This is a genomic window from Bosea sp. OAE506, assembly GCF_040546595.1.
Lineage (GTDB): Bacteria > Pseudomonadota > Alphaproteobacteria > Rhizobiales > Beijerinckiaceae > Allobosea.
This window is the reverse complement of sequence record NZ_JBEPOB010000001.1, coordinates 994,307-1,021,015: the sequence shown is the minus strand read 5'-3', so window position 1 is coordinate 1,021,015 and position 26,709 is coordinate 994,307. Positions and strand designations below refer to the sequence as shown.

Sequence of the window (26,709 nt, the reverse complement as noted above, 5' to 3'; positions counted from 1 at the left end):
GCGTTCGCCCGCTTGCGTTAGGCTGGCGTCCGGACCCGCCAGCGGATAATCGCCCCATGCCCCTGTTTCCCGGCCACCGCCCTGCCATCCGGGCCTGCGCGCTGCTTATGCTGATGGCTGCGCCGGCCGCGGCCCAGACGCTCGCGCCGGCGCCCGAGGCTGCGACGGGCAGGATCGCGAAGGCCACCGCCACCGCCCAGCGCTTCATGGTGGCCGCCGCCAATCCGCTGGCCGCCGCCGCGGGGCGCGACATTCTGCGCGCCGGCGGCAGCGCGGTCGATGCCGCCATTGCCGTGCAGCTGGTGCTGAACCTGGTCGAGCCGCAGAGTTCCGGCCTCGGCGGTGGCGCCTTCCTCGTCCACTGGGACGAAACCGCCCGGCGGGTGATCACGCTCGACGGTCGCGAGACGGCGCCCGCCGCGGCGAAGCCCGACCGCTTCATCGGGAAAGACGGCAAGCCGATGCATTTCGTCGACGCGGTCGTCGGCGGGCGTTCCGTCGGGGTTCCCGGCACGCCGAAGCTGCTCGAGGAGGCGCATCGCCGCTGGGGGAAACTGCCCTGGGCACAGGTGCTCGCCCCGGCGATCAAGCTGGCGGACGACGGCTTTGCGATCTCGCCGCGCCTGAACGGGCTTCTGTCCGGCGAAAAGAACCTGGCGAAGGACGCCCGCGCCGCCGCCTATTTCTACGAGGCCGACGGCCAGGCGAAGGCGGTCGGCACGATCCTTCGCAACCCCGCCTTCGCCGCGACCCTGCGTGCGCTGGCCGAACGCGGCGCGGGCGCCTTCTACGAGGGCGAGATCGCGCGCGACATCGTCGCGACCGTGACCGGCCACGCGACCAATCCCGGCGACATGACGGCCGCCGATCTCGCAGCCTACCGCGTCGAGGAGCGCGAGCCCGTCTGCGGCGCCTACCGGGTCTGGCGCCTCTGCGGCATGGGCCCGCCGAGCTCGGGAGCCGTGGCCGTGCAGCAGATGCTCGGCATCCTCGAAACCCGCGATCTCGCTCGCATGCAAGCCGGCGCGGATGCCGCGCACTGGTTTTCGGAAGCCGGGCGCCTCGCCTTCGCCGATCGCAACCTCTATCTCGCCGATCCCGCCTTCGTCGGCATTCCGCTGCCCGGGCTGATCGACCGCGACTACATCCGCTCCCGTGCCGGCCTGATAAGTCCCGAGCGCTCGATGGGCCGCGCCAAGGCCGGCAAGCCGCCCAACAAGCGGGTGCAGCTTCTGGCCCCCTCTGAGGGCATCGAGAACGGCACCAGCCACATCTCGGTCGTCGATGGACAGGGCAACGCCGTCTCGATGACCACGACGATCGAGGACGGCTTCGGCGCGCGGCTGATGACGGCCGGCGGCTTCCTGCTCAACAACGAACTGACGGATTTCTCGTTCATGCCGGAGGAAGACGGCAAGCCGGTCGCCAACCGCGTCGAGCCGGGCAAGCGCCCGCGCTCCTCGATGGCGCCAACGCTGGTCTTCGATGCCTTCGGCCGACTCTACGCCGTGGTCGGTTCGCCCGGCGGCAGCCAGATCATCGGCTATGTCGCCAGGACGCTGGTCGCATTGCTTGACTGGAAGATGGACCCGCAGGCCGCCGTCGATCTTGGCAATTTCGGCAGCCGCAACGGCCCGACCGAGCTGGAGAAGGGCACCGAAGCCGAGGGTTGGAAGGCGGCGCTCGAGGCGAAGGGCCATGAAATCCGCCTGGTCGAGATGACCTCCGGCATCCAGGCCATCGTCAAGACGCCGGAGGGCTTTGTCGGCGGGGCGGATGGACGCCGGGAAGGCGTGGCGATCGGGGATTAACGAGGGCTGAGTTTCGGAACCACCGCCGTCATCCCGGGCTTGCCCCGGGATCCATCGGAGGGCTCCGCAGCTTTATGATGGATTCCGGATCGGCGCGGCTGCGCCGCTTGTCCGGAATGACGGTCCGCTTCCGAGTGAAATCAGCATGCTCTAGCGAGGAACCTCGCGTCGCCACGAACGATGCAATGCAAATTCATGGGCAGACCATCAAATCTTGATAGAAATCAGCATGTTAGCGAGCAGTAGCGCCGCGTCATACTTGGGCTGACCAAGTCAGACCGGGCAAGCACTAGGCTTGTTCGCGCCGCTCGCCACCCGCACTGCGCCCCGCGATCAGCCAGTAGACGAACCCCGTCGCGGCGCCGACCAGCACAAGCGCGCCGAGCACCTGGACCTCGGCACCCGTGGGCGTCCGCGCCAAACCCAGCATCCCCAGCGGCAAAAGCGCCGCGAGGAGGCCGGTCAGCCCGCTCTGGATCAGGCCGCTGCGCAGGGAAAACAGCTCGCAGGCGACGGCGACCAGAACCACAGGCGCGACGATGATCGCAAAACCCAGCCGCCCGAGCAGCACCAAGGCGGCCTGCGCGGTCGGGGCGGGGTCGATGCCCATGTCCGCCAGCCCGAACAGCGCATCGAGCAGCCGCTCGAAGCCGCCGCCGATCAGGAGCGCGATACCCGGAGAGACGACGCTGGCGACCATCATCGCGACGAGGCCGGCAGCCATCGCCATCACCAGCGCGAACGGAATCAGCAGGAGCCAGCGCAGCATCGGATCAGCCAGCGGTCGCCGCGGCCGCATCCTCCTGGTCCAGCATCAGCCGGGCCCGGGCAGAGAGCTTCTCGGTCTCGCTCTTGAGCTGGCCGCAGGCGGCGAGGATGTCGCGGCCGCGCGGCGTGCGCACCGGCGAGGCATAGCCGGCGCGGAAGACGATCTCGGAGAAACGCTCGATCCGGTCCCAGTCCGAGCACTCGTATTTGGTGCCGGGCCAGGGATTGAACGGAATCAGGTTGATCTTGGCAGGGATGCCCTTCAGCAGCCGCACCAGATCGCGAGCCTCGGCGTCCGAATCGTTGACGCCCTTGAGCATCACGTATTCGAAGGTAATGCGCTTCGCGTTCGACACGCCCGGATAGGTCCGGCAGGCCTCAAGCAGATCGGCGATCGGGTACTTCTTGTTGAGCGGCACGAGCTCGTTGCGCAGATCGTCGCGCACGGCATGCAGGGAGATCGCCAGCATCGTGCCCATCTCCGATCCCAGCGGGCCGATCTGCGGCACGACGCCCGAGGTCGACACGGTGATGCGGCGGCGCCCGAGGGACAGCCCCTCATTGTCGGAGATGACGTCGATCGCGTCGCGCACGCTGTCGAAATTATAGAGCGGCTCGCCCATGCCCATGAAGACAATGTTGGAGACGAAGCGCCCGCCATCCTTCGGCACGAAGGCGCCGCCCGGCGCGCTGCGGTTGGGGAAGTCGCCGAGCCGGTCGCGCGCCACCATCAGCTGCGCCACGATCTCCTCGGTGGTGAGGTTGCGGACCAGGCGTTGCGTGCCGGTGTGGCAGAAGGTGCAGGTCAGCGTGCAGCCGACCTGGCTGGAGACGCAGAGCGTGCCGCGGTCGACTTCGGGGATATAGACGCATTCGATCTCGGCCCCGCGGTCGCGCGGCCCGGTCGGCGCCATCCGCATCAGCCATTTGCGGGTGCCATCGGTCGAGATCTGCTCGGCCGTGACCTCCGGCAGATCGAGCGTGAAGCGCTCGGCGAGAGCCCCGCGAAGCCCCTTGCCGATCGTGGTCATCTCCGCGAAATCGCGCACGCCGTAATGATAGATCCAGTTCCAGAGCTGGCCGACGCGCATGCGCCGTTCCTTCTCGGGGATCCCGATCTCGGCCAGCGCCTCGGCCAGCCCGGCGCGCGTGCGCCCGACCAGCGAGGGCCGCTGCAAAACGGGTTCGGCCGCCGGGGCGGCGGGTTCAAGGACGGTCACGGTCATCGGAACTCTGGCTCGGGGCGGACGGTCGCGGCCCGCATTAAGGCGGGCTCATAGCACGAGAACGCGCGCCAGAGAAATCGCCGGCCTATTTGCAGGCGTCTTCGGCGCGCTTCACCGCCTGGCTCATGCCCGACAGCGAGTATTTGTCCGCCGTCGGGTTGCCGCGCTTCGACGTGCCCTTGATCTCGAGCCCGGCGCCCTTGCGCAGCGAATCGAGCATGCGCGGCTCTTCGGCCGGGTTCTTCAGCCACATGTTCTGGCCCTTGGCGACCAGCGCGAAGCGTTCCGAGCCGATGATCGCCTGATGCTCGACATCTTCCTTGAGATCGAAATTCAAAACGAAGCTGATCTCGTTGCGCACACCCTCGGCGGGCCGTGTCGCGACGAAGAGCAGGCCCTCGACATCCTTGAGATTCGCCGGCAGCCGGCTTTCCGCCTTCGAGAGGGCGTAGCAGACCTTGGAACGGCCCTGCTGCGAGGAGAAGGCCTGCCATTTGCCGGCGGTCTCGAGCAGCATCGCCTGGCCCTGGCCGGCCGCAGCGGGCGCAGCCGCTGGCGCCGCGGGGCGCCCGCGCTGCTGCTGGGCCTGGACGGCCGAGGCGAGGAACGCGGCGCCGAGGCAACCCGCGAGCAGCGACGGCAGAAGGGGGACGCGGCGCGAGGCGGAAACGCCGGGACGGAAAAACGAGCTGATCATGGCCGCCATCAATCATTAAAAATCTTAACACTGCCTTTACCACCCGTTGACGGGCGCGATGGCTGGGGCAGGCGGATAGAGTGCCACGATCCTGGCGAAAATGCGAATGACGGCGCGGTTTGCGTCCACGTTTCGCAGGCGGCGCCGCCATGGCACAGTCGCACAGCGAAGCGAGGCGTGCTCAGCGCCGGAAACGGGGAAGACCATGAGGGCGCTGCTCTGCGAAAGCCACGGCCCGGCCGAGACGCTGGTGATCCGCGACATCCCGGAGCCGCAGCCGGGCCCCGGCGAGATCGCGATCGCGGTCAAGGCGGCCGCGCTGAACTTCTTCGACACGCTGATCATCGAGAACCGCTACCAGACCAAGCCCGCGCTGCCGTTTTCGCCGAGCGCGGAATGCGCCGGCACGGTCGTGGCCCTGGGCGAGGGTGTCTCCGGCTGGCGCGTCGGCGCGCGCGTCGCCGCCTGGCTCGGCTATGGCGCGGCCCGCGAGCGCGTCGTCGTCCCCGCCGGCAGCGCGATCCCGATTCCGGACGGCCTCTCCGACGCGCAGGCGGCAGGGCTCTTCGTCACCTATGGCACGGCCCTGCACGGGTTGATCCAGCGCGCGGATGTGAAGACCGGCGAGACCCTGGCGGTGCTCGGCGCGGCCGGAGGGGCAGGGCTTGCCGCCGTCGAGATCGGCGCTCTGCTCGGGGCCCGCGTGATCGCCTGCGCCTCCTCACAGGACAAGCTCGCCCTGGCTCACCGGCACGGCGCCGCCGAGGGGATCGACTACGGCAGCGAGGATCTGCGCGCCGCGCTACGCCGCCTCACGGAGGGCCGCGGCGTCGACGTGCTCTACGACACGGTCGGCGGCGATCTCGCCGAGCCGGCGCTGCGCTCGATGGGCTGGGAGGGGCGCTATCTCGTCGTCGGCTTCGCCGGCGGCGGCATTCCAAAGATCCCGCTCAACCTGCTGCTGCTGAAGGGCTGCGATTTGCGCGGCGTCTTCTGGGGCGATTTCGTCAAGCGGGAGCCGGGCGCCCAGCGCGCCAATATGGAGCGGCTGCTGGGCTGGGTCGCGGAGGGTCGGATCCGCGCCCATGTCCATGCCGAGATCCCGCTCGAACGGTGGACGGAAGCCTATGCGCTGATCGGCGACCGCAAGGCGCAGGGCAAGATCGTGCTGATGCTGTGAACGCTCACAGCTCCGCCATCGCCTGCTTCGCCTTCTCGCGATGCTCGGGCGTGATCGAGCCCGCTACCGCTGCCAACGCCGCCGCGATCACCGCCGCATCGTCGGTGAAGCCGAGCAGCGGCATGATGTCGGGCAGCGCGTCGAGCGGCAGCACGAAATAGCCGAGCGCCGCCAGCAACGTCATGCGCACGCGCCGCGGCGTCGACGGATCGCGCGCGCAGATCCAGGCCGCCAGAAGATCCTCCGCGAAGGGGATGCGCTTGGCGACGCGCTTCAGCCGCGCGAAGAAATCCGCACCGAAGCGCGCCTCATCGCGCAGGCTCTTCCGGATCGCTGCCATTTCCTCCTCGCTGAAGCGGGAGGTGAAACCGTCGCTCATCTGGCCCCTCCTGAGGGCACGTTGCGGGACATCGACATGCCATCATGCGGCTGGCCACGCCCTGTCGAAAGATGTGGCCCCGCCAAAACCCGCTGCAAGAGGTCTGCCCAGCGGGCGGTGCAAGAAACCGCCTTGGAGGACAAGGCCACCGCCACTAAACGCTGAAGCGTCGCATCAGATCCCGGGACACGCCATGCAGATCGATTCCTCCGTCGCCGCGATCGTCACCGGCGGGGCTTCCGGCCTCGGCGAGGCCACGGCCCGCATGCTGGCCGCGCAGGGTGCGCAAGTCGCCCTGTTCGATCTCAATGCCGAGCGGGGGGAAAAGGTCGCGGCCGAGATCGGCGGCCTCTTCGTCTCCTGCGACGTCACCAGCGAGGCCTCGGTCGACGAAGCGCTGGCCAAGGCGCGCGCCGCCCAGGGCGTGGCGCGCATCCTGGTCAACTGCGCCGGCATCGCGCCCGGCCGCCGCATCGTCTCGAAGAAGCGCGAGACCGGCGAACTCGTCGCCCATGACACGGCCCTGTTCGAGAAGGCGCTGGCCATCAACCTGACCGGCACTTTCCGGCTGATCGCCAAATCGGCCGCGGCGCTGGCCGCGCTCGAGCCTGTCACCTCCGATGGCGGGCGCGGCGTCTTCATCTGCACCGCCTCGATCGCGGCCGAGGACGGCCAGATCGGCCAGGCCGCCTATGCCGCCTCGAAGGCCGGCGTCGCCGGCATGACCCTGCCGATCGCGCGGGAACTCGCCGCCTCCGGCATCCGCGTCATGACGATCATGCCCGGCCTGTTCGAGACGCCGATGTTCGACGGCCTGCCCGAGGAGGCCCGCGCCTCGCTCGCCGTCTCCGTCCCGCACCCCTCGCGGCTGGGCAAACCGGCGGAATATGCCGCGCTGGTGAAGAGCATCGTCGAGAACGACATGCTCAACGGCAGCGCGATCAGGCTCGATGGCGCGCTGCGCATGGCCCCGAAATAGACGTCGAGGCCGGAAGCTAGCAGTCGCGCGCCCCGTCCTCCGGGACGATCCGGTAGACCGTCCCGGCGCTGCGGTCGCGGCAGAGGTCCACACGCTCGCCGTTCCAGTGATAGTCGAGATGGCGGCCCTGCACCGGCTGCGAGGCGCGATCCGGATAGAACAACCCGACACATTGCCCGCCCGCATGCTGGACGCTGGGGTACACCACGCCATCCGAGCCCGCCGCACGCAGCGCCGCCCCCAGCGCTTGGCTGGCGACATAGTCATCCGGCTTCAGGAGCGCCTCGAGCTCCGATTGCGGCCCCCGCAGATCATGCAATTGCGCGGCGATATCGAGCCGGATTTCGCGAAACTGCGAGGTCCAGCCCGGCGGCTGGCGCGTCGCCGCCATGAAGCGGGCATGGTGATGCACCGTCTCGAAAAGCGCCGTCTCGAAGCTCTCCCCGGCATAAAGCACGCCGAAGGCACCCGCCGAGAAGCGGCTCGGACGATCCGTGCTGACATGGGTGAAGGGCGCCATCAGCCAGGTCGCGCCCGGCCCCGCCACCCGCCGCTCGGGCGGCACGAGGTCGAGCTGGCCGATCGTTTCCATCAGACGCGGATTGGTCTTCTGCTCGGCGGAGAGCAGCAGCGGCCAGTCGGCCGGATCGGCGATGTCCTCGAACAGGTCGATCGGCGGAAAGAGGCTGCGGATGATCCGCACCGCACCGCGCCAGTGGACCGCCGCGACCGGCAGGCCGCCTGGGTCGATCACCAGCCGCCCCGCTCGTCGTCGAGATAGCGCCGCACCCGCATCAGATCGGTGAGCTCGCCACCGAGCATCACCTGCAGCGCCGAGCGCCCGGCGAAGACCGCGTTCGCAGCATGGATCCAGTCATAGCCGCGCTGGGGCTCGCGGAAGATGATCCGCAGCGCCTTGTGGATGCCCATCAGGTTCGAGAGCCTGGCCTTGCCGTCGCGCGAGATGCGGCCGATCTGCCCGGCCTTCCAGCGGCCGAAGCTCCGCGCCGGCATGTCGAGCAGCGTGGCGGCTTGCTCGTCCGTCAGCCGCCAGTGCCGGAACAGGTTGACCGCCGCCCGAAACATCGCGGCCGCCTCGTCATCGCTGATCGGTTCGGGCACGAAGCCCCGCGTAGCGGTGTCGATCTCCAGCAGCGCCATCGGCCATCCTCCGCCATTTGGCTAAAGATGATGATGTCGACGCCATATGGCAAGGCTGCCCACCGCAGCGGTTATTCGTTGGCCTTCGCCGGCTTGATCTCGTGCTTCAGGATCAGCGGTGTCTGCGCCAGGGCAAAGGCCATGGTCAGCGGCATCACGCCCCAAACCTTGAAGGCCACCCAGAAATCTTGGGTCTGCGTGCGCCAGACGATCTCGTTCAGTGCCGCCAGCACGAAGAAGAACAGGCCCCAGCGCAGCGTCAGCTTGCGCCAGCCCTCCTCGTCGAGCTGCATCACCGATTCCAGCACGAGCGCCAGCAGCGAACGGCCGAAATACAGCCCACCCAGCAGCACGCAGCCAAACAGCGCGTTCACGATCGTCGGCTTGACCTTGATGAAGAAGGCATCGTCGAGCGCAATGGTCAGCCCGCCGAAGACCGTGACCACGACCGCGTTCACCATCGCCATGCGCGGCAGATAGCCCATCAGGATGCGCGACGCCGCCAGTGCCACCAGCGAGGCGACGATGAAGATGCCGGTCGCGACGAAGATGCGGCGGTCGGAGGCCACGCCGAACAGCCGGTCGCCATAGGAATTGGCGAAGAAGAAGATCGCGAGCGGCCCGAATTCCAGCGCCAGCTTGAGCAGGGGGTTGATCGGCCTGCCCTTCGCCTCGGGGGGCTGCGCCATGCTGTCGCTCATCTCGTCCTGCCTGTCTGCGCCGGCGGCCTGATGCCGCGAGCTGTCACGCCGCTTCGTCCAAACCGGACACCGCCCGCGCGAAATCGCGCGCCGAGAACGGCTCCAGATCCTCGACGCCCTCGCCGACGCCGATGAAATGCACCGGCAGGCCGAATTTCGCCGCCAGCGCCACCAGGATGCCGCCGCGCGCCGTGCCGTCGAGCTTGGTCATCACCAGCCCGGTCACCCCGGCCGTATCGCCGAACGCCTCGACCTGGCTGAGCGCATTCTGCCCGACCGTGGCATCGAGCACGAGCAGCGCCGCATGGGGAGCCTCCGGATCGAGCTTGCGGATGACGCGGACCACCTTGGCGAGTTCGTCCATCAGCCCGGTCTTGTTCTGCAACCGCCCGGCGGTGTCGACCAGCAGCACATCCGTACCGGCGGCCTTCGCCTTCTGCAGCGCCTCGAAGGCGAGCCCCGAGGCGTCCGCTCCCTGGTTGCCGGAGACGACCTCCGCCCCCGTGCGCTCGCCCCAGACCTTGAGCTGCTCGATCGCCGCCGCGCGGAAGGTATCGCCTGCCGCCAGCATGACCGACCGGCCCTCAGCCCGGAACTTGGCCGCCAGCTTGCCGATCGTCGTCGTCTTGCCGGAGCCGTTGACGCCGACCATCAGGATCACGAACGGCTTTTTCGTGGCGTCGATCACCAGCGGCTGGGCGACGGGCGACAGGATCGCCTCGACCTCGCGCGCCAGGATCGCCTTGACCTCGGAGGGCTCGATCTGCCGGTCGTAGCGCCCCTCGCCGACCGCCTTGGCAACGCGGGCGGCGGTGGCCAGACCGAGATCGGCCTGGATCAGGATGTCCTCGAGGTCTTCCAGCGTGCCGGCATCGAGCTTGCGCTTGGTGAAGAGGTCGGTGATGCCGGTCGTGAGCGCCGAGGAGGTCCGCGACAGCCCCTCGGTCAGGCGGCGCCACCAGCTCCGCTTCGGCTCGGGCGCAGGCACAGGTGCGGCAACCGGCGCGCTCAGGATGGGCGCAGCCTGCACGGGGGCCGGCTCGGGCATGGCGACCGGCAGCGGCATGGCTTCGGCCGGCACGGCCGGGGGCGCGATCAGGCTGTCCGTGGCCGGAGCCTCGGGCGGCACCGGCGCTGGCGCCGGCGCCGGTGGCGCGGACGACGCAGGCGTCTCGGGCTCGGGCTCGACGCCGAACAATCTCGAAAAGAAGCCGCGCTTCTTCGGTTCGTTCTCGCTCATCACTCGTTCCGTCGCCTCTGCCGCGCAGCGGCTCGTGCTTGCGCCCAAGGGAGGCCTTCGCTAGCGCAATGCCATGACCACGCCCGAGCGACCAGAGATTTCGCAGCCGAGCCCGGATTCCAGCCGGCCCGAGCCCGAACTGCCGTTCCCGCTGCTCTACCGCGACGCGATGATGCTGGTCATCGACAAGCCGGCCGGCCTGCCCTCGCATCGCGGCCCCCAGGCCAAGCGCCGGGTCATTCCCGTCCTGACCGACCATCTCGACGCGCTGCGCTTCGGCCTGCCGCGCCGGCCCGAGGCCGCGCACCGCCTCGACAAGGACACCTCGGGTTGCCTGATTCTCGGCCGCCATCCCCGCGCCATGGCCGAGCTCAACCAGATGTTCCGCGAAGGCGGGATCGACAAGACCTACTGGGCGATCGTGCAGGGCGATCCGGCCGCCGAGTCGGGGCTGATCGACCTGCCACTCGGCAAGCGCGCGCCGGATCGCGGCTGGTGGATGAAGGTCGATCCCGACGGCCTGCCCTCCCAGACGCGCTACCGGGTGAGGGGACGAGGGCAAGGCGAAGCCGGCCCGCTCGCCTGGCTCGAGCTGGAGCCGCTGACCGGCCGCACCCATCAATTGCGGGTCCATTGCGCCGAATCGGGCTGGCCGATGCTGGGCGACGAGATCTATGGCGATGCCCCGCGCGAGGGCGGGCCGGGCCTGCAGCTTCATGCCCGCTCCGTCACCGTGCCGCTCTATCGCAAGAAGCCGCCGATCCGGGTCGAGGCCCCGCCGCCGCCGCATATGCTGGCCGCGCTGCGGGCCTGCGGCTGGCGCGAATAGCGCCTCAAACTACGGGCGCAGCGCATCCATGGCATGGGCGAGGCGGACGTCGAGTTCCGTCAGCCCGCCCGCATCATGCGTTGCCAGCGTCACCTCCACGGTGCGGTAGACGTTGAACCACTCGGGATGGTGACCCATCGCCTCGGCCAGCAGCGCGACCCGTGTCATCCACCCGAAGGCCTCGCTGAAATCGCGGAAGACATAGCGCTTGGTCATGGCTTCGCGCCCCTCGACGAGTTTCCACCCGGTCAGCGTCGTCAGCGCCTCCTGCAGGGCATCGGGGCCGAGTCGCTTGGGCATGGTCATCTCCGCTGATGGTCTGCCCGAATCGGCCGGTTCGGATAGGACGGGCCGAGCGGATAGGCCGCCTCCAGCACATAGGGCCCGCCGCCGACCGAATCGCGCGACGACATCAAGGCCAGCCGCCGCGCCGTGAAGCTGATCGGCCGGACGATCGGGTGCAGGCTGAGGAAATGCGCCACGTCGAGCGGGGAGGTGTCGCGCAGCCGCGCCAGCGTGACATGCGGCACGAATTTGCGGCCCTCCGCTGGCAGGCCGAGACGCCGCATCAGCCGCTCGAGATCGGCCTGAAGCTCGGTCAGCCGCGGCGTCGGCTGAACCCGCGCATAGACCGCGCGCGGCTTGTCGCCGCCGAAGGTGCCCAGCGCATCCAGCGTGATCTCGAAGGGATAGGATTGGATGTCGCCGAGAAAGGCATCGACATCGTTGGCGGTGCGCCGGTCGACATCGCCCAGGAAGCGCAGCGTGATGTGGTAATCGGCAGGCTCGATCCAGCGCGCCCCGGACAATCCGCCCCGATGCGGCGTCAGGGCCGCAGCGACCTCGGCAGGAATCTCAAGCGCTGTGAACAGCCTCGGCATGCCGAATCAGTGCCAGTTTTTTGTGACTCTGGCGAGACGAAATGCCGGGCAGGCGCTGCCCCGCGAGGCAGCGCCCTTGGGACCTATCAGGGGCAGGGATTGCCGACGAGCTGATGGATCGCGTCGATCCCGGCCTCGATCTCCGGCGACAGCGTGACCGCGATCGAGGCGATATCGGTCTTGAGCTGCTCCATCGAGGTCGCCCCGATGATGTTGGCGGTGACGAAGGCGCGGGAATTCACGAAGGCCAGCGCCATCTGCGCCGGGTCGAGCCCGTGCTCGCGCGCCAACGCCATGTAGCGCTTGATCGCATCCTCCGCGCCCGGCGTCTGGTAGCGCTGGCCGCGGTCGAACAGCGTCGTGCGCGCGCCCGCTGGCCGGGCACCGTCGAGATATTTGCCGGTCAGGAAGCCCTGGCCGAGCGGCGAATAGGCGAGCAGCCCGACATCCTCGCGGATCGCGATTTCGGCGAGCGCCGTCTCGAAGGTGCGGTTGAGCATGTTGTAGGAATTCTGGATCGACTGCACCCGCGGCCCGCCGCGGGTCTCGGCGTCGCGCACGAAGCTCATCGTGCCCCAGGCGCTCTCATTGGAGAGGCCGAGATGCCGGATCTTGCCCTCCTTGACGATCTCCGCGAAGGCGTCGAGCTGCTCGGCGATCGGGGTCTCGTCGTCGGGGCGCTCGAAGGCGGCCTTCGAGAAGCGCGTCGGGTTCGAGCCCCAGGGCATCGGCCGCTCAGGGAAATGGATCTGGTAGAGGTCGATATAGTCCGTCTGCAGCCGCTGCAGGCTCTTCTCAACCGCCTCGCGGATCTGCTTGCGCGTGACACGCGTCGGGCTCTTGTCGTCGCGGAACCAGGTGTTGGCGCCGCGCCCGCAGACCTTGGAGGCGAGGATGACCTTGTCGCGGTTGCCGCGCGCCTTGAACCAGGTGCCGAGGATCCGCTCCGTCGAACCTTGCGTCTCCGCCTTGGGCGGGATCGAGTAGAGCTCGGCCGTGTCGAAGAAATTCACGCCCTGGTCGAGCGCATAATCCATCTGCGCGTGGCCCTCGGCCTCGGTGTTCTGCTCGCCATAGGTCATGGTTCCCAGGCAGATCACCGACACCTCGAGATCGGTGCGGCCGAGACGACGATATTCCATGGCTAAGCAACTCCGGAAGCGGCGGGCGAAGGACGCGCGTCGAGCAGATGGGGAAGGCGGTCGGACGGGCGCGACGGCCCGCAGGGATCAGGGCTTGGCCGGCAGCGTCGCGAGGAAGCGCTCGACCGTAGGCAGGATGTTGCGGACGATGACGCGGACGCCCTCGGCCGTGGGGTGGAGCAGATCGGGCTGGTTGAGCACGCGGTCGCCCGCGATGCCCTCCAGGAAGAAGGGGTAGAGCACCAGCCCGTGAGCCTTCGCAAGCTCGGGGTAGATGCTGTCGAAGCGTGTTGCATACTCCGTGCCGAGATTGCGCGGCGCGTACATGCCGGCGAGCAGCACCGGGATGCCCCGCGCCTTCAGACGCGTAATGATCGCCTCGAGGCCTTTCCGCGTCGCTGCCGGGTCGAGCCCGCGCAGGGCGTCGTTGGCACCGAGCTCGAGGATGACGCCGTCGGTGCCGTCAGCCACAGACCAGTCAAGCCGATCGAGCCCGCCCTGCACGGTGTCGCCGGAGACGCCGGCGTTCACGATCTCGACAGCGTGCCCCTTGGCGCGCAGCGCCTGCTCCAGCACCGGCGGGAAGGCGGCGCTGGCCGGCAGATTGTAGCCGGCGGTCAGACTGTCGCCGAGAGCGACCAGTTTCAGCGTGCGCGCCGGGGCGGAACCGGGGCTCGGGGGCGGAGTCTGGGCCATGGTCGAGACCGGCAGCAGGGAGAGACAGAGCAGAAAAGCGGCGCAGAGAGATTGGACAAGCGCGAGGCGGCGCCCATATCGCGGCTCTGGGGCACGACATGACGGCTTGCCCTGCTCGGACCGCTTTTGGCTGCGAGCAGGGTCGCTGATGGATATCGAAGTCAGGATCATTGGATGATGAGCGATACGCGCGTCCCACCGACGGATCAGCCGGCGATCGAATTGCGGGATGTTGAGCTTAGTTTGGGGCGTGCGGCCGCCCGCGTCCATATCCTCAAAGGTGTTTCTTTGTCGCTGGCCTCCGGCCAGGCGACCGGCCTCGTCGGTCCCTCCGGCTCCGGCAAGTCGACCCTGCTGATGACGATGGCCGGCCTGGAGCGGCCCGACAGCGGCATGGTCAAGGTCGCCGGCCAGGATCTCGGCGCGCTCGACGAGGACGGGCTCGCCGTCTTCCGCGGCCGCCATATCGGCATCGTCTTCCAGTCTTTCCACCTCGTCCCGACGATGACGGCGCGCGAGAACGTTGCCCTGCCGCTCGAACTCGCGGGCGTCGGCGATGCCTTCGCCCGCGCCGAGGCCGAACTGCGCAATGTCGGTCTTGGCGCCCGCATGGACCATTACCCGGCCCAGCTCTCGGGCGGCGAGCAGCAGCGCGTCGCCATCGCACGAGCCGTGGCGCCCGACCCCGCCATCCTCGTTGCCGACGAACCGACCGGCAATCTCGACGAGAGCACCGGCCGCTCGATCGTCGACCTGATCTTCGCGCTTCGCCGCGAGCGCGGCGCGACGCTGGTCCTCGTCACCCACGACCTGTCCCTGGCCGCGCTCTGCGACCGCACCGTGCGCCTGCGCGCCGGGCGCATCGAAACCGCGGAGCAGCCCCAGGCTTCCGCCGACATGGCGGCGCTCTGAGATGCACGGCACCGTCAAGCCTCTCCCGGCCTCCCCGGCCGGCGCCCCGCTGGTCGCACTCGCGCTGCGCCTCGCCTGGCGCGACCTGCGCGGCGGCTTTCGCGGCTTCGGCGTCTTCATCGCCTGCCTTGCACTCGGCGTGATGACGATCGCCGCCGTCGCCTCGGCCTCGCGCGGCCTGACCGAGGGTCTCTCCCGGGAGGGGCGGCGCATCCTCGGCGGCGACGCGGCCTTCGGGCTGATCCACCGCGAGGCGACGCCGCAGGAACTGGCTTTCCTCACCGGGCGCGGCACGGTCTCGACCATCGCCACCATGCGCGGCATGGCCAATGCCGGCGACAAGGGCGCGGCCCTCGTCGAGATCAAGGCGGTCGATGGCGGCTATCCTGGCATCGGCGAGCTGGTCACTGACCCAGCGGGCTCCGTCGCGGAACTGCTGGCCCCGCGCGACGGCGTCTTCGGGGCCGTTGCCGACCCGGTTCTGCTCGGCCGTCTCGACCTGAAGCCGGGAGATATCGTCTCCGTGGGCTCGGCGCGCGTGCAGCTGCGCGCCAACCTTGTTTCCGAGCCCGACAAGATCGCCGCCGGCGTCGGCTTCGGCCCCAGGCTGCTGATCTCGCAGGACGCGCTGCGCGCCACCGGCCTCCTCCAGCCGGGAAGCCTGGTGCGCTGGACCTACCGCGTCGCCCTGCCGCCGCTGGCCTCGAGCGATGCCGACCTCGCGGCCCTGATCGCCGATGCCGGCGCGCAGCAGCGCGATGCGGGCTGGGAGATCCGCTCCCGCGCCAACGCCAATCCCGGCTTTCAGCGCAATCTCGAACGCTTCACCCAGTTCCTGACGCTCGTCGGGCTCACCGCCCTGCTGGTCGGCGGCGTCGGCGTCGCCAATGCGGTGCGCCGCTTCGTCGAGGCCAAGAAGCTCGACTTCGCCACCATGAAGGCGGTCGGCGCCACCGGCGGCCGCGTCGTCGCCATTCATCTGACCGAGGTGATGCTGGTCGCGGCGCTCGGTACCGCGATCGGTCTCGTTCTCGGCGCCGCCGCACCGTTTGCGCTTGGTGCCGCGCTCAAATCCGTCCTGCCGGTCCCCTTCGAGCCCACATTGGCGCCCGGCGAACTCGGCGTCGCCGCGCTCTATGGCCTGCTCACCGCGCTGGTCTTCGCCATCCTGCCGCTCGGCCGCGCGCATGACGTCCCGGTCTCGGCTCTCTTCCGGGATCAGATCGCGCCCGATGCGCGTCGGCCCCGTGCAATCTATCTCGCGCTTTGCCTGGCGGCGATGGCCGGTCTCGTCGGCGTGGCGCTGCTCTTCGCCTATGACCGGCGCATCGCCATGATCTACATCGCGGTGATGGCCGGCATCTTCCTGCTGCTGCGCGGCGTGTCCTGGGGCCTGATGGCCCTGGCGCGCCGGCTGCCGCGGCCGAAGAACCCCTCGCTGCGCATGGCGCTGGCCAACAGCCACCGCCCCGGCGCGCTCACGCCTTCACTCGTGCTGTCGCTCGGGCTGGGTGTCGCCCTGCTCTCGGCGCTCGCCTTCATCGACACCAGCCTGACCCGGCAATTGACGCAGGCCCTGCCCCAGAAGGCGCCGAGCTTCTTCTTCCTGGACATCCCCAACGCCGAATCGGCCCGCTTCGACGCGCTGCTGCGCGAGGAGCGGCCGGGCGCTGCACTGGACCGCGTGCCGATGATGCGCGGTCGCATTGTCTCCATCAACGGCGTCCGCGCCGAGGACATCAAGGCCACCGAGCAGGCGGCCTGGATTCTCGACGGCGACCGCGGCATCACCTATGCGCAGGCGATCCCCGAGGGTTCGCGCATCGCGCAGGGAGAGTGGTGGCCGGCCGACTATCGCGGCGAGCCGCTGGTTTCCTTCGACGCCCAGATCGCCGAAGGCATCGGCCTCAAGATCGGCGACCGCCTCACCGTCAACGTGCTGGGCCGCAACATCACCGCCCGCGTCGCCAATCTGCGCGGCATCGAATGGCGCTCGCTCGGCATCAACTTCGTGATGCTGTTCTCGCCCAACACCTTCGCCGGCGCGCCCCACACCAATCTGGCGACGATCACGCCGGCCGGCGGCGCGGCGGCTGCGGGCGCCTCCACCGATGCCGCACTGCTGCGCCGTCTGGCAGTCGAGTTCCCCTCGGTGACGGCCGTGCGCGTCAAGGACGCGCTCGAGGCGGTCAACACGATCGTCGCCCAGCTCGCCACGGCGATCCGCGGGGCCTCGGGCCTCGCTATCGCCGCAAGCCTGCTCGTTCTGGGCGGTGCATTGGCCGCCGGGCAGCGGGCGCGACTCTACGACGCCATGATCCTGAAGACCCTCGGCGCCACCCGCCGCTTCATACTTTCGTCGTACGCCCTCGAATACGCCGCCATCGGCCTCGTCTCCGCGCTGTTCGGCGTTGTCGCGGGCGCTCTCGCGGGCTGGGGCGTCGTGACCCAAGTGATGAAGATCGAATTCGTCAGTGACCCGACGGGCGCATTACTGGCCGCGACTGCCGCAATCGGTGTGACCGTTCTGTTCGGGCTGGCGGGCACGCTGCAAATACTGTCGAAAGCGCCGGCTTCTCACCTGAGAAATTTGTGACGACTGGCCGGCGACGACTCTGGCTAGACATGGAGGCCCCGGCGTTTTGCATGGGGAGAGGGCCGCGTTTCTATGGGCGACTCCGTTTAACCATGAGGCCCCCTTGTAAGGACCGGGCAACCCCCTCATATTCCGCATATCGCCACTGTTGTGAGCGATGACCGGACCCCGCCCGCGGGGTGTCGGTCCGGAAATCAACCTCAGGGGAAACTCGCTCCATGAGCAACTTCGACCGCAATGCTCCAGTCTGGGGTGCCGGCCGCGCACAGCAGACCAGCGCCGTCGAGATGGATCAGGGCCTGCGCTCGTTCATGCTCGGCGTCTACAACAACATGTCGATCGGCCTGGCCATCACCGGCCTCGCCGCGATCGGCATCTCGATGCTGGCGATCGCCGGTGTCTCGCCGACCGGCAAGGTCACGGCGCTGACCCCGCTCGGCCAGGCGCTCTATCTCAGCCCGCTGAAGTGGGTCGTGATGCTGGCGCCGCTCGCCTTCATCTTTTTCTTCTCGTTCAAGGCGGAGAGCATGAGCTCCTCGTCCGCGCGGGCCATGTTCTTCGCCTTCGCGGCGGTGATGGGCGTGTCGCTGTCGTCGATCTTCGTGGTCTACACGGGTGAATCGATCACCAAGGTGTTCTTCATCACCGCCGCGACCTTCGGTGCGCTGAGCCTCTACGGCTACACCACGAAGAAGTCGCTGTCGGCGATGGGTTCGTTCCTGATCATGGGCCTGATCGGCCTCGTGATCGCTTCGGTGGTCAACATCTTCCTGCAGTCCAGCGCCCTGTCCTTCGCCGTCTCAGCGATCGGCGTGCTGGTCTTCGCCGGCCTGACCGCCTGGGACACCCAGCGCCTGAAGGAGATGTATCTCTACTCGGACATGGATGCGGAATCGGCCGCGAAGCTCTCGGTGAACGGCGCGCTGTCGCTCTACCTGAACTTCATCAACATGTTCCAGATGCTGCTCTCGCTGTTCGGCAGCAAGCAGGAGTGATCCACTCCCTGCCCCTCATCCGGGCAGGCATGCGAAAACACCGAGCCCCGGCCTCACGGCCGGGGCTTTTCTTTTGGCGCGGGGCACGGACAATCGCGGCATGACAGCGCCTGCGATCCGCCCCGCCACAGCGGCCGACATCTCCGCCATCGCCGCGATCTACGGGCACGCCGTTCGCCACGGCACGGCCTCCTGGGAGCTCGAAGCCCCCGATGAGACCGAGATGCTGAAGCGATTCGACGCCATCTGCGCGGGCGGCTACCCCTATTTCGTCGCCGAGCGTGACGGTCGGGTGGTGGGCTATGCCTATGCCGGCGCCTATCGGCCTCGCCCGGCCTACCGCAGCACGGTCGAGAACTCGATCTACATCGCCCCCGACGCCCAGGGGGCGGGTGTCGGCCGCGCCCTGCTCGACGCACTGATGCAGGACTGCGCCCGCCGCGGCTTCCGCCAGATGATCGCCGTCATCGGCGACGGCACGGGCGCATCCATTGGCTCGCGGCGCCTGCACGAGCGGGCCGGCTTCCGCCTGATCGGAGTGGCCGAGAAGGTCGGCTTCAAGCACGGTCGCTGGCTCGACCAGATGCTGATGCAGAAGGACCTCGGCGAGGGGGATCGCACCCCGCCCTCGCTCTGAGCGGCGGCCTCAGCCGACCACGCTCAGTTTCTTGTCTAGCACGCGCAGCACGCGGGACAGCTCGGTGCCGCGCTTCAGAACGAGCCCCGTCGCCGCGACGACCGAATAGGCTCCCTGTCGCTTGGCGAGCGCGGGATCCTTGACGATGCGGTAGAGCGGCACCTCCGAGGAGCGCCGATAGACCGAGAACTGCGCCTGATCCTTGAGGAAATCGATCGCGTAGTCGCGCCATTCGCCGGCGGCCACCATGCGTCCGTAGAGATTGAGCAGCTCGGACAATTCCCGACGATCGAACGTGACCGTGGCTGGCTTTGCGGGAGCGGGAAAGGGAATCACCCCGTTGCCCGCCTGCGATTGCGGCGTCTCGCTCTCGCTCATGGCGCCTCCCGATTCGCGGCCGCGAGGGCTCGCTTTGAGATTGGGCGGAGAATGATGCGCCCGAGATGCTGCGCTGGCAAGCAATCCTCCCCGCCTCTGCGAAGCCGTTGGCGTGGCTGGTGGGCCATCACGGCTTCGTCAGCATCGCCGCATTTTCGCCGCGATCGGGCCAAGCGGCCGCCCTGTTGCGTGGGTCTGATGCCGACGTTGCCTCGACGGCCCGGCTTCGCCGATCTTCGGTTTGTCAGCCCCCCAGCCCCCCGCGGATCGTGCGGGGCCGGGCCAGTTCAGTCGGGGCCAACTCAGCGGCTGGCGTTTCGCGCCGGCCGTTTTTCTTTGGTGCCACTGCTCGGGCCCGCGGCTTCAGCGGGCCTGCGCGTGATACTCGGCGTTTGGCCGCATATCGACCGCAGAGGCCATGCGGTTCGACATGTTGAAGAACGCCGCCACCGCCGACACATCCCAGATGTCCCGCTCCGAGAAGCCGACCTCGCGCAGGCCCTGCCGGTCGCCCTCGCCGATGAGATGGGGCGCCTCCGTCAGCTTCACCGCGAAGTCGAGCATCGCCCGGTGGCGCGGCGGCAGGTCGGCCGCGCGATGGTTCATCGCCATCAGCTCGCCGAGCACCGGATCCTGCGAGAGCTGGCGCACCGCGGCGCCATGGGCCGTCAGACAGTAATAGCAGCGGTTTACGCTCGACACCGCGACCGCGATCATCTCGCGCTCCAGCTTCGACAGCCCCGAAGGCGCCAGCATCAGGTCGTTGTAGAAGGCCGCGAAGGCCGAGAGCTTGGCGTCGTCATGGGCATAGGCCACGAGCACGTTCGGCACGAAGCCGAGCTTCTCGAGGCATTTATCGAAATAGGCCTGATTCGCCGCCGAGAGCGTGCCCTGCGGCAGGCCGAGCGCCATCGCGGGCTCGTCGAGACCCTGCCGGGAGGGCGCCTCGCCGGGCTTCGGTTTGTCATGATTGGCCGCCATGGTACGTCCTGTCGTGTCGTCGGGAGCCTGATCCCGGCGCTGCGCCGAGATTGAAAGGCGCCCCAGCCTATGTCATCGCTGCGGCAAAATAACAGGGGTGGACCATGGGCAAGCGCGTGAACCAGGCGGCGGCGGCCGTTTCCGCCATCGAGGGTGCCGCAGCCGGCCTGTCCGGTTCGATGCCCGCCGAGTTCCCCCGCCTGCTCTACGGACGCGCCGTCGCCGAGGATCTCGAGGCGCTCCCACCCGAACTGCTCGCCCGCGCCGCCGCCGCCGCCTTCGACCATCTGAGCGCTCCGCGCGCGCCCGAGGCGATCAATCTGCGTTTCCGCGACGAGGCCTATGCCGGCGAGGGCCGCGAGCGTCAGCTCACGATTCTCGAGGTCGTCAACGAGAACAAGCCGTTCCTGCTCGACTCGACGCTGGCCGAGCTGGCCGACCAGGGTTACGAGCCGCGCCTCGTCTCGCACCCCATCCTCGCCGTCGCGCGCGCCGCGGACGGCGCCTTCCTCTCGCTCGCCGGCGAAGCCGCCGGCCGCGCCCCGGAAGGCACGCGCCGCGAGAGCCTGATCCAGATCGTGCTCGAACGCATCGATTCGCCCGAGGCGCGCGACCGTCTGCGTATCGGCCTCGAGCGCGTCTATACCGATGTCGGCCTGGCGGTCGAGGATTGGGCCGCGATGCGCGGCCGCATCACCGAGGTGATCCAGGCCTATCGCGGCAACCCGCCGCCGCTGCCGGAGGACGAGGTCTCCGAGGCGCTGCAATTCCTCGAATGGATCGCCGGCGACAACTTCACCCTGCTCGGCATCCGCGCCTACCGCTTCCCGAACGGCGATGCGGCCGCCGACCCGATCGAGGGCTCCGGCCTCGGTATCCTGCGCGATCCGGCGGTGAAGGTGCTCCGCAAGAACCGCGAGATGGTCACCGTCACGCCGGAGATCCGCGCCTTCCTGGCCAAGCCGCAGGCGCTGATCATCACCAAGGCCAACGTCAAGAGCCGGGTGCACCGCCGCGTCCATCTCGACTATGTCGGCGTCAAGCTGTTCACGCCCGACGGGCGGCTCGACGGCGAATTGCGCATCGTCGGTCTGCTGACCTCGAACGCCTATACCGGCAGCGCGCTCGCCATCCCGTATCTGCGGCTCAAGGTCGCCCGCGTCGCCAAGAACATCGGCTTCGATCCGGCGAGCTATTCCGGCCGCGCCCTCTACAACGTGCTCGACGCCTATCCGCGCGACGAGCTTTTCCAGATCGACGCCGCGACACTGGAGAGCTTCGCGCTCGCCATCCTCCAGCTCACCGAGCGGCCGCGCATCCGCGCGCTGGCCCGCGTCGACGAGTTCGACCGCTTCGTCTCGATCCTCGTTTTCATCCCCAAGGACCGCTACGACACCCGCGTGCGCCGCCGCGTCGGCGAGTTCCTGGCAGGCATCTATCAGGGCCGGATCTCGGCCGCCTACCCGGCCTATCCCGAGGGGCCGCTCGCCCGCACGCACTACATCATCGGCCGCGACGAGGGGAAAACGCCCCGCATCGACCGCCCGACGCTGGAAGCCGGCATCACGGCGATCGTGCGGACCTGGAGCGACGGCCTGAAGGACGTGCTCGACGCGCAACGCTCCGGCCCGGCAGCCCGTGCGCTGGCCGAGCGCTATGCCGAGGCCTTCGGGGCCGCCTATCGCGACCGTTTCTCTCCCACAGAGACGCTGGCCGATATCGACCTGCTGCAGCGCATGAGCGCCGAGCGGCCGCGCTCCGTCGATCTCTACCGCCGCGAGGGCGACCCGGCGACGCGCGCCAATCTCAAGGTCTTCTCACGGGGCGCGGCGATCTCGCTCTCGGCCCGCGTGCCGGTGCTGGAGAACATGGGTTTCCGCGTCGTCAACGAGCGGACCTACAACATCACGCCGCAGCCGGCCGCCGGCGAGGCCGCCGACACCACCCGCGTCTGGCTCCACGACATGACGCTGGAGCGCGCCGACGACGGCGAGATCGACGTCTCCCGCCTCGGGCCCGCGCTCGAAGCTGCGATGATGGCGCAGTTCCGCGGGCTCGCCGAGTCGGACCGCTTCGACCAGCTCGTGCTGGCGGCGGGGCTCGCCTGGCGCGAAGCCTCGCTGCTGCGGGCGCTCGGGCGCTATCTGCGCCAGGTCGGGGCGCCCTATGCGCAGGGCTACATTGCCGACGCGCTGGCGCGTCATCCCGCCATCGCCGCCGGGCTGGTCGCACTCTTCATCGCGAAATTCGATCCCCGCCTCGGCGAGGGTGAGCGCGGTGAGAAGATGGAGGGCGAGCGCCGGGCGATCGAGACCGCGCTCGACGCCGTCAGCAGCCTCGACGAGGACCGCATCCTGCGTCGCCTCGTCAACCTGATCGACGCGGCCCTGCGCACCAATTTCTTCCAGATCGGCCCCGACGGGCAGCCGCGCGGCACGATCTCGATCAAATACGACTGCGCCAAGGTCGATTCGCTGCCGCTGCCGCGCCCGCTCTACGAGATCTTCGTCTATTCGCCGCGCGTCGAGGGCATCCATCTGCGCTTCGGCAAGGTCGCACGCGGTGGCCTGCGCTGGTCCGACCGGCCGCAGGATTTCCGCACCGAGGTGCTCGGCCTCGTCAAGGCGCAGCAGGTCAAGAACGCGGTCATCGTGCCCGTCGGCGCCAAGGGCGGCTTCGTGCCCAAGCACCTGCCGCCGGCTTCGGACCGCGCCGCCTGGTTCGCCGAGGGCACCGAGAGCTACCGCATCTTCGTGCGCACCCTGCTCGAGCTGACCGACAATCTCGACGGCGAGACGGTGATTCCGCCGGCCGACACGGTTCGCCACGACGGCGACGATCCCTATCTCGTCGTCGCCGCCGACAAGGGCACGGCGACCTTCTCCGATACCGCCAACGCGCTCTCGCTGGAAAAGCACCACTGGCTCGGCGACGCCTTCGCCTCGGGCGGCTCGCAGGGCTACGACCACAAGAAGATGGGCATCACCGCCCGCGGCGCCTGGGAAGCGGTGAAGCGGCATTTCCGCGAGGTCGACATCGACATCCAGACCACGCCCTTCACCGTGGCGGGCGTCGGCGACATGTCGGGCGACGTCTTCGGCAACGGCATGCTGCTCTCGCCAGCGATCAGGCTGGTCGCGGCGTTCGACCACCGCGACATCTTCCTCGATCCCGATCCCGACCCGGCCAGGTCGCTGGCCGAGCGCCAGCGCCTGTTCGACCTGCCGCGCTCCTCCTGGCAGGACTACGACAAGAGCCTGATCTCGGCCGGCGGCGGCGTCTTCTCGCGCCAGGCCAAGAGCATTCCGCTCTCGCCGGCCGTGCAGGCTCTGCTCGGCCTGTCCAAGGCCGAGGTCTCTCCGCCGGAGCTGATGACCGCGATCCTGAAGGCGAAGGTCGATCTGCTCTGGTTCGGCGGCATCGGCACCTATATCCGCGCCTCCGACGAGAGCGACGCGCAGGTCGGCGACCGCGCCAACGACCCGATCCGCATCAGCGGCGGCGAGGTCGGCGCCCGCGTGATCGGCGAGGGCGCCAATCTCGGCGTGACCCAGCGCGGCCGCATCGAGGCCGCCCGCGCCGGCATCCGCCTCAACACCGACGCGATCGACAACTCCGCCGGCGTCAACACCTCGGACGTCGAGGTCAACATCAAGATCGCGCTCGCCGGCCCGGTCCAGGATGGCCGCCTGCCGGAAGAGGCCCGCAACGCCCTGCTTGCGGAGATGACCGAAGAGGTCGGCCAGCTCGTCCTGCGCAACAACTACCTGCAGACGCTGGCGCTTTCGCTCACCGAAGCCCGCGGCACCGGCGCGACGCCGGGCCTGCGCTACCTGATGCAGACGCTGGAGACGCAGGGCCGTCTCGACCGCACGGTCGAGTACCTGCCGAGCGACGCGGTGCTGGCCGAGCGCGAGAAGCGCGGCGAGGCGCTGACGCGACCCGAGCTCGCCGTGCTGCTCGCCTATGCCAAGCTCGCCTTGCACGATGCGCTGCTGGAATCCGACGTCCCCGACGACCTCTATCTCAACAGCGAGCTGGTCCGGTACTTCCCGCAGGCGCTGCGCGAGCGCTATACCGGCGACATCGCCGGCCACAAGCTGCGCCGCGAGATCGTCGCGACGCAGCTCGCCAACGCCATCGTCAACCGGGGCGGGCCGACGCTGGTGCCGGTGCTCTCAGCACTCACCCATGCCGAGATCCCCGCGATCGCCGCCGCCTATGCCGTGGCGCGCGACGCCTTCGACCTGATCTCGCTCAACGGCGCGATCGACGCGCTCGACGCGAAGCTGCCCGGCAAGGTCCAGCTCGCGCTCTACGGCGCCGTTCAGGACCTGCTGCGCGACCGTATGGGCTGGTTCCTGCGCCGCGGCGCGGCCAAGCCCGGCGCCATCGAGGCGACCGTCTCGCATTACCGCGCCGGCGTCGCCGCCCTGGCCGAGACCCTTGAAACGCTGCTGCCGGACATCCAGGCCCAGGCCCGCCAGGCGCGCATCGCCGTGCTGACGGCTGAAGGCGTGCCCGCCGACCTCTCCGCACGCATCGCCAGCCTGCCGACCCTGGCCCAGGCGACCGAAATCGTCGACATCGCCGGGCAGACCGGCAGCGACATCGCCTCCGTCGCCGCGATTCATTTCGGAGTCGATTCGATCTTCGGCCTGTCGGCTCTCGCGACCGCGGCCGCGGCCGTGCCGGCCACCGATGATTACGAGCGGCTCGCCCGCGAGCGGGCCGTCGAGACGCTGTTCGACGCCCAGGCCGGCCTGACCCGCGAGATCGCGGCGGGCGGCACGGGCCTCGACGCCTGGCAGGAGGCGCGCCGCAGCGATGTCGAGCGCTGCCGCAGCACCGTCCAAGCCATCGCGGCGTCCGGCCTCTCCCTCCCGAAACTCATGGTGGCGGCCGGCATGCTGGCCGATCTGCCCCGCAAGGGCGCCTGAGCGCCCACCCAACCGAAAGCCCTGCGATGACCGAGTCCGTTCCCGATACCGCCAGCCGGATCGACCCGAAGCTGCTGGAAATCCTCGTCTGCCCGCTGACCAAGGCGACGCTGGAGTATGACGCCGCGAAACAGGAGCTGATCAGCCGCGCTGCGAAGCTCGCCTATCCGATCCGCGACGGCATCCCGATCATGCTGCCCGAGGAAGCCCGCCCGCTGGACGAGTGAGAGACGGCGTCATTCTCGGGCGAAGCGCAGCGGAGACCCGAGAATCTCCTGCCGATCACGTCCGGACAGAGATGGTCGGGTCAAGCCCGACCATGACGTACCCCTTCAGAGCGCCTCGCCGCGCAGCAGACGCGGCGGCGCACCGGCGACACCCGCCGCCTCGCGGATGAAGAAGCGCTTCAGCCCCGGCAGCCGATCGACCAGCCCCAGGCCCAGATCGCGCGCCAGCCGCAGCGGCGTCGCGTCGTTGGAAAACAGCCGGTTGAGCCCGTCCGTGACCGCGCCCATCGCCACCGTGTCGAAGCGTCGCGCCTGCTCATAGCCCTCGAGCACATCGCCAGCGCCCGGATCGAGCCCGAGACGAGCGGCATCGACGATGATCTCGGCCAGCGCCGCGACATCCTTGAGGCCGAGATTGAGACCCTGGCCGGCGATCGGATGGATCACATGCGCGGCGTCGCCGAGCAGGGCCAGCCGCTCGCCGACGAAGCGGCGCGCCACGCCGAAGCCGAGCGGATGCGCCATCACCGGGCTCTCCAGCGCGATCTCGCCGAGTTCCAGTCCGAAGCGCCGTTCGATTTCCGCGAGCATGCCCTCCTCGTCGAGCGAAAGCAGCGCCGGCACGTTCTCATTGCGCTCGCTCCAGACCATCGAGGAGCGATGCCCCAGCCGCCCGCCATCGCTGAGCGGCAGGATCGCGAAGGGGCCCGACGGCAGGAAATGCTCGACCGCCCGCCCGCCATGCGGCCGCTCATGGCCGATCGTCGCCACCAGCCCCGACTGGGCGTAATCCCAGCCGACCCAGCCGATGCCGGCCTGCTCGCGCAGCCTCGAGCGGGCTCCATCCGCCGCGACGAGCAGCCGGGCCCGCAACGCTTCGCCGCCCGCGAGCACGACGCTGACACCCGCCTCGCCGCTGTCGAAGCGCGCCACGCCCTCGCCCCGCAGCTGGACGCCCGCCTCGCGGCAGGCGGCGGTCAGCGCCTCGATCAGTGCCCCGCTGCCGACCATATGGGCGAAGGGCTGCCCCGGCTCGACCTCGCCGTCGAAGGTCAGAAAGACCGGCCTCACGACATCGCCGCTGCGGCTGTCGGAGACGACCATCTCGGTCATGGCCTGCGCGCCGTCCGCGATCTTGTCCCAGATGCCGAGCGAGGTGAGCATCGCTTGGGCCGCCGCGGCGACCGCATAGGCGCGCGTATCGGGTAGCCCCGGGCGCGCGAACACCGGATCGGCGACGATGACCGCGAAGGCGTTCCCGAGCGCCTGCTTCAGCGCAAGCGCCAGCGAAAGCCCGGCAATGCCGCCGCCGGCGATGACGATCACCTCGCTCGGCCGTGTCTGCTCGCTCAT

General features: G+C 69.1%; 25 protein-coding genes. 10 read left to right on the top strand and 15 right to left on the bottom strand.

From position 1 onward, the window contains the following. Window positions 1-56: 56 nt before the first annotated feature. Entirely contained in the window at window positions 57-1,811 is a 1,755-nt protein-coding gene (gene ggt / locus ABIE41_RS04890; protein WP_192643667.1) for a gamma-glutamyltransferase, read from the top strand. A 289-nt stretch (window positions 1,812-2,100) separates the two neighbouring features. On the opposite strand, the gene ABIE41_RS04885 is transcribed toward ggt, so the two are convergent. From ABIE41_RS04885 to ABIE41_RS04875, 3 genes are all read right to left on the bottom strand, one after another. Continuing rightward, on the bottom strand, window positions 2,101-2,580 hold the full coding sequence (locus ABIE41_RS04885; RefSeq protein WP_192643666.1) for a hypothetical protein: 480 nt from the start codon (window positions 2,578-2,580) through the stop codon (window positions 2,101-2,103). 4 nt (window positions 2,581-2,584) lie between these two features. Continuing rightward, window positions 2,585-3,805: a dual-specificity RNA methyltransferase RlmN gene (gene rlmN, locus ABIE41_RS04880; RefSeq protein WP_192643665.1), complete on the bottom strand. Its 1,221-nt coding sequence runs from the start codon at window positions 3,803-3,805 to the stop codon at window positions 2,585-2,587. Window positions 3,806-3,890: 85 nt separating this feature from the next. Further along, entirely contained in the window at window positions 3,891-4,502 is a 612-nt protein-coding gene (locus tag ABIE41_RS04875) for a hypothetical protein (RefSeq protein ID WP_192643664.1), read from the bottom strand. A gap of 205 nt (window positions 4,503-4,707) precedes the next feature. On the opposite strand from ABIE41_RS04875, the gene ABIE41_RS04870 reads away from it, so the two are divergent. Further along, window positions 4,708-5,682: an NADPH:quinone oxidoreductase family protein gene (locus ABIE41_RS04870; RefSeq protein ID WP_192643663.1), complete on the top strand. Its 975-nt coding sequence runs from the start codon at window positions 4,708-4,710 to the stop codon at window positions 5,680-5,682. Window positions 5,683-5,686: 4 nt separating this feature from the next. Here the strand turns inward: ABIE41_RS04870 and ABIE41_RS04865 are convergent, their stop codons facing one another. Further along, the gene (locus ABIE41_RS04865; protein ID WP_192643662.1) at window positions 5,687-6,061 is read right to left on the bottom strand and encodes a YkvA family protein; all 375 of its coding nucleotides are present in this window, start codon (window positions 6,059-6,061) and stop codon (window positions 5,687-5,689) included. A 193-nt stretch (window positions 6,062-6,254) separates the two neighbouring features. Between ABIE41_RS04865 and ABIE41_RS04860 the strand changes: the two genes are divergently transcribed. Beyond that, on the top strand, window positions 6,255-7,040 hold the full coding sequence (locus tag ABIE41_RS04860; protein ID WP_192643661.1) for an SDR family NAD(P)-dependent oxidoreductase: 786 nt from the start codon (window positions 6,255-6,257) through the stop codon (window positions 7,038-7,040). 16 nt (window positions 7,041-7,056) lie between these two features. Here the strand turns inward: ABIE41_RS04860 and ABIE41_RS04855 are convergent, their stop codons facing one another. The 4 genes from ABIE41_RS04855 to ftsY form a co-directional block, all read right to left on the bottom strand. Further along, a complete protein-coding gene (locus ABIE41_RS04855; protein ID WP_192643660.1) occupies window positions 7,057-7,794 on the bottom strand; it encodes an RES family NAD+ phosphorylase in 738 nt (245 codons plus the stop codon). Further along, window positions 7,791-8,201 carry an MbcA/ParS/Xre antitoxin family protein gene (locus ABIE41_RS04850; RefSeq protein ID WP_192643659.1) on the bottom strand — a complete coding sequence of 137 codons (411 nt, stop codon included), beginning with the start codon at window positions 8,199-8,201 and terminating at the stop codon, window positions 7,791-7,793. Before ABIE41_RS04850 ends, ABIE41_RS04855 begins: the two co-directional genes overlap by 4 nt. Before the next feature lie 71 nt (window positions 8,202-8,272). Next, entirely contained in the window at window positions 8,273-8,890 is a 618-nt protein-coding gene (locus tag ABIE41_RS04845) for a septation protein A (RefSeq protein WP_192643658.1), read from the bottom strand. 55 nt (window positions 8,891-8,945) lie between these two features. Then, window positions 8,946-10,142 carry a signal recognition particle-docking protein FtsY gene (gene ftsY / locus ABIE41_RS04840; protein ID WP_192643657.1) on the bottom strand — a complete coding sequence of 399 codons (1,197 nt, stop codon included), beginning with the start codon at window positions 10,140-10,142 and terminating at the stop codon, window positions 8,946-8,948. A 73-nt stretch (window positions 10,143-10,215) separates the two neighbouring features. Between ftsY and ABIE41_RS04835 the strand changes: the two genes are divergently transcribed. Next, a complete protein-coding gene (locus tag ABIE41_RS04835) occupies window positions 10,216-10,971 on the top strand; it encodes a pseudouridine synthase family protein (RefSeq protein ID WP_192643656.1) in 756 nt (251 codons plus the stop codon). A gap of 9 nt (window positions 10,972-10,980) precedes the next feature. Here ABIE41_RS04835 and ABIE41_RS04830 read toward each other — a convergent pair whose 3' ends face one another. From ABIE41_RS04830 to ABIE41_RS04815, 4 genes are all read right to left on the bottom strand, one after another. Further along, the gene (locus ABIE41_RS04830) at window positions 10,981-11,271 is read right to left on the bottom strand and encodes a 4a-hydroxytetrahydrobiopterin dehydratase (RefSeq protein ID WP_069053161.1); all 291 of its coding nucleotides are present in this window, start codon (window positions 11,269-11,271) and stop codon (window positions 10,981-10,983) included. A gap of 2 nt (window positions 11,272-11,273) precedes the next feature. After that, window positions 11,274-11,852 (bottom strand): RNA 2',3'-cyclic phosphodiesterase, encoded by a 579-nt coding sequence (gene thpR, locus ABIE41_RS04825; RefSeq protein WP_192643655.1) that lies wholly within the window; start codon window positions 11,850-11,852, stop codon window positions 11,274-11,276. Window positions 11,853-11,938: 86 nt separating this feature from the next. Next, complete coding sequence (locus ABIE41_RS04820; protein ID WP_192643654.1) at window positions 11,939-12,994, bottom strand: aldo/keto reductase; 1,056 nt, start codon at window positions 12,992-12,994, stop codon at window positions 11,939-11,941. Window positions 12,995-13,081: 87 nt separating this feature from the next. Next, window positions 13,082-13,690, bottom strand: coding sequence for an arylesterase (locus ABIE41_RS04815; protein ID WP_354191780.1), 609 nt, complete (start codon window positions 13,688-13,690; stop codon window positions 13,082-13,084). Between the two features lie 174 nt (window positions 13,691-13,864). On the opposite strand from ABIE41_RS04815, the gene ABIE41_RS04810 reads away from it, so the two are divergent. The 4 genes from ABIE41_RS04810 (at window position 13,865) to ABIE41_RS04795 (ending at window position 18,830) form a co-directional block, all read left to right on the top strand. After that, complete coding sequence (locus ABIE41_RS04810; protein ID WP_354191779.1) at window positions 13,865-14,602, top strand: ABC transporter ATP-binding protein; 738 nt, start codon at window positions 13,865-13,867, stop codon at window positions 14,600-14,602. A 1-nt stretch (window position 14,603) separates the two neighbouring features. Next, window positions 14,604-17,198 (top strand): ABC transporter permease, encoded by a 2,595-nt coding sequence (locus ABIE41_RS04805; protein ID WP_192643651.1) that lies wholly within the window; start codon window positions 14,604-14,606, stop codon window positions 17,196-17,198. A gap of 218 nt (window positions 17,199-17,416) precedes the next feature. Further along, window positions 17,417-18,193 (top strand): Bax inhibitor-1/YccA family protein, encoded by a 777-nt coding sequence (locus ABIE41_RS04800; RefSeq protein WP_192643650.1) that lies wholly within the window; start codon window positions 17,417-17,419, stop codon window positions 18,191-18,193. A 100-nt stretch (window positions 18,194-18,293) separates the two neighbouring features. Continuing rightward, on the top strand, window positions 18,294-18,830 hold the full coding sequence (locus ABIE41_RS04795; protein WP_192643649.1) for a GNAT family N-acetyltransferase: 537 nt from the start codon (window positions 18,294-18,296) through the stop codon (window positions 18,828-18,830). A gap of 9 nt (window positions 18,831-18,839) precedes the next feature. Here ABIE41_RS04795 and ABIE41_RS04790 read toward each other — a convergent pair whose 3' ends face one another. Continuing rightward, window positions 18,840-19,208 carry a DUF2794 domain-containing protein gene (locus tag ABIE41_RS04790; protein WP_192643648.1) on the bottom strand — a complete coding sequence of 123 codons (369 nt, stop codon included), beginning with the start codon at window positions 19,206-19,208 and terminating at the stop codon, window positions 18,840-18,842. Between the two features lie 363 nt (window positions 19,209-19,571). Further along, on the bottom strand, window positions 19,572-20,120 hold the full coding sequence (locus tag ABIE41_RS04785) for a peroxidase-related enzyme (protein WP_210321014.1): 549 nt from the start codon (window positions 20,118-20,120) through the stop codon (window positions 19,572-19,574). A gap of 173 nt (window positions 20,121-20,293) precedes the next feature. Here ABIE41_RS04785 and ABIE41_RS04780 point away from each other — a divergent pair, with 173 nt between their 5' ends. Together ABIE41_RS04780 and ABIE41_RS04775 are read left to right on the top strand one after the other, a co-directional pair. Beyond that, window positions 20,294-25,129 (top strand): NAD-glutamate dehydrogenase, encoded by a 4,836-nt coding sequence (locus tag ABIE41_RS04780; RefSeq protein WP_192643646.1) that lies wholly within the window; start codon window positions 20,294-20,296, stop codon window positions 25,127-25,129. 26 nt (window positions 25,130-25,155) lie between these two features. Then, complete coding sequence (locus tag ABIE41_RS04775; RefSeq protein WP_192643645.1) at window positions 25,156-25,356, top strand: Trm112 family protein; 201 nt, start codon at window positions 25,156-25,158, stop codon at window positions 25,354-25,356. A 105-nt stretch (window positions 25,357-25,461) separates the two neighbouring features. Here the strand turns inward: ABIE41_RS04775 and ABIE41_RS04770 are convergent, their stop codons facing one another. After that, window positions 25,462-26,709 carry a ubiquinone biosynthesis hydroxylase gene (locus ABIE41_RS04770; protein WP_192643644.1) on the bottom strand — a complete coding sequence of 416 codons (1,248 nt, stop codon included), beginning with the start codon at window positions 26,707-26,709 and terminating at the stop codon, window positions 25,462-25,464.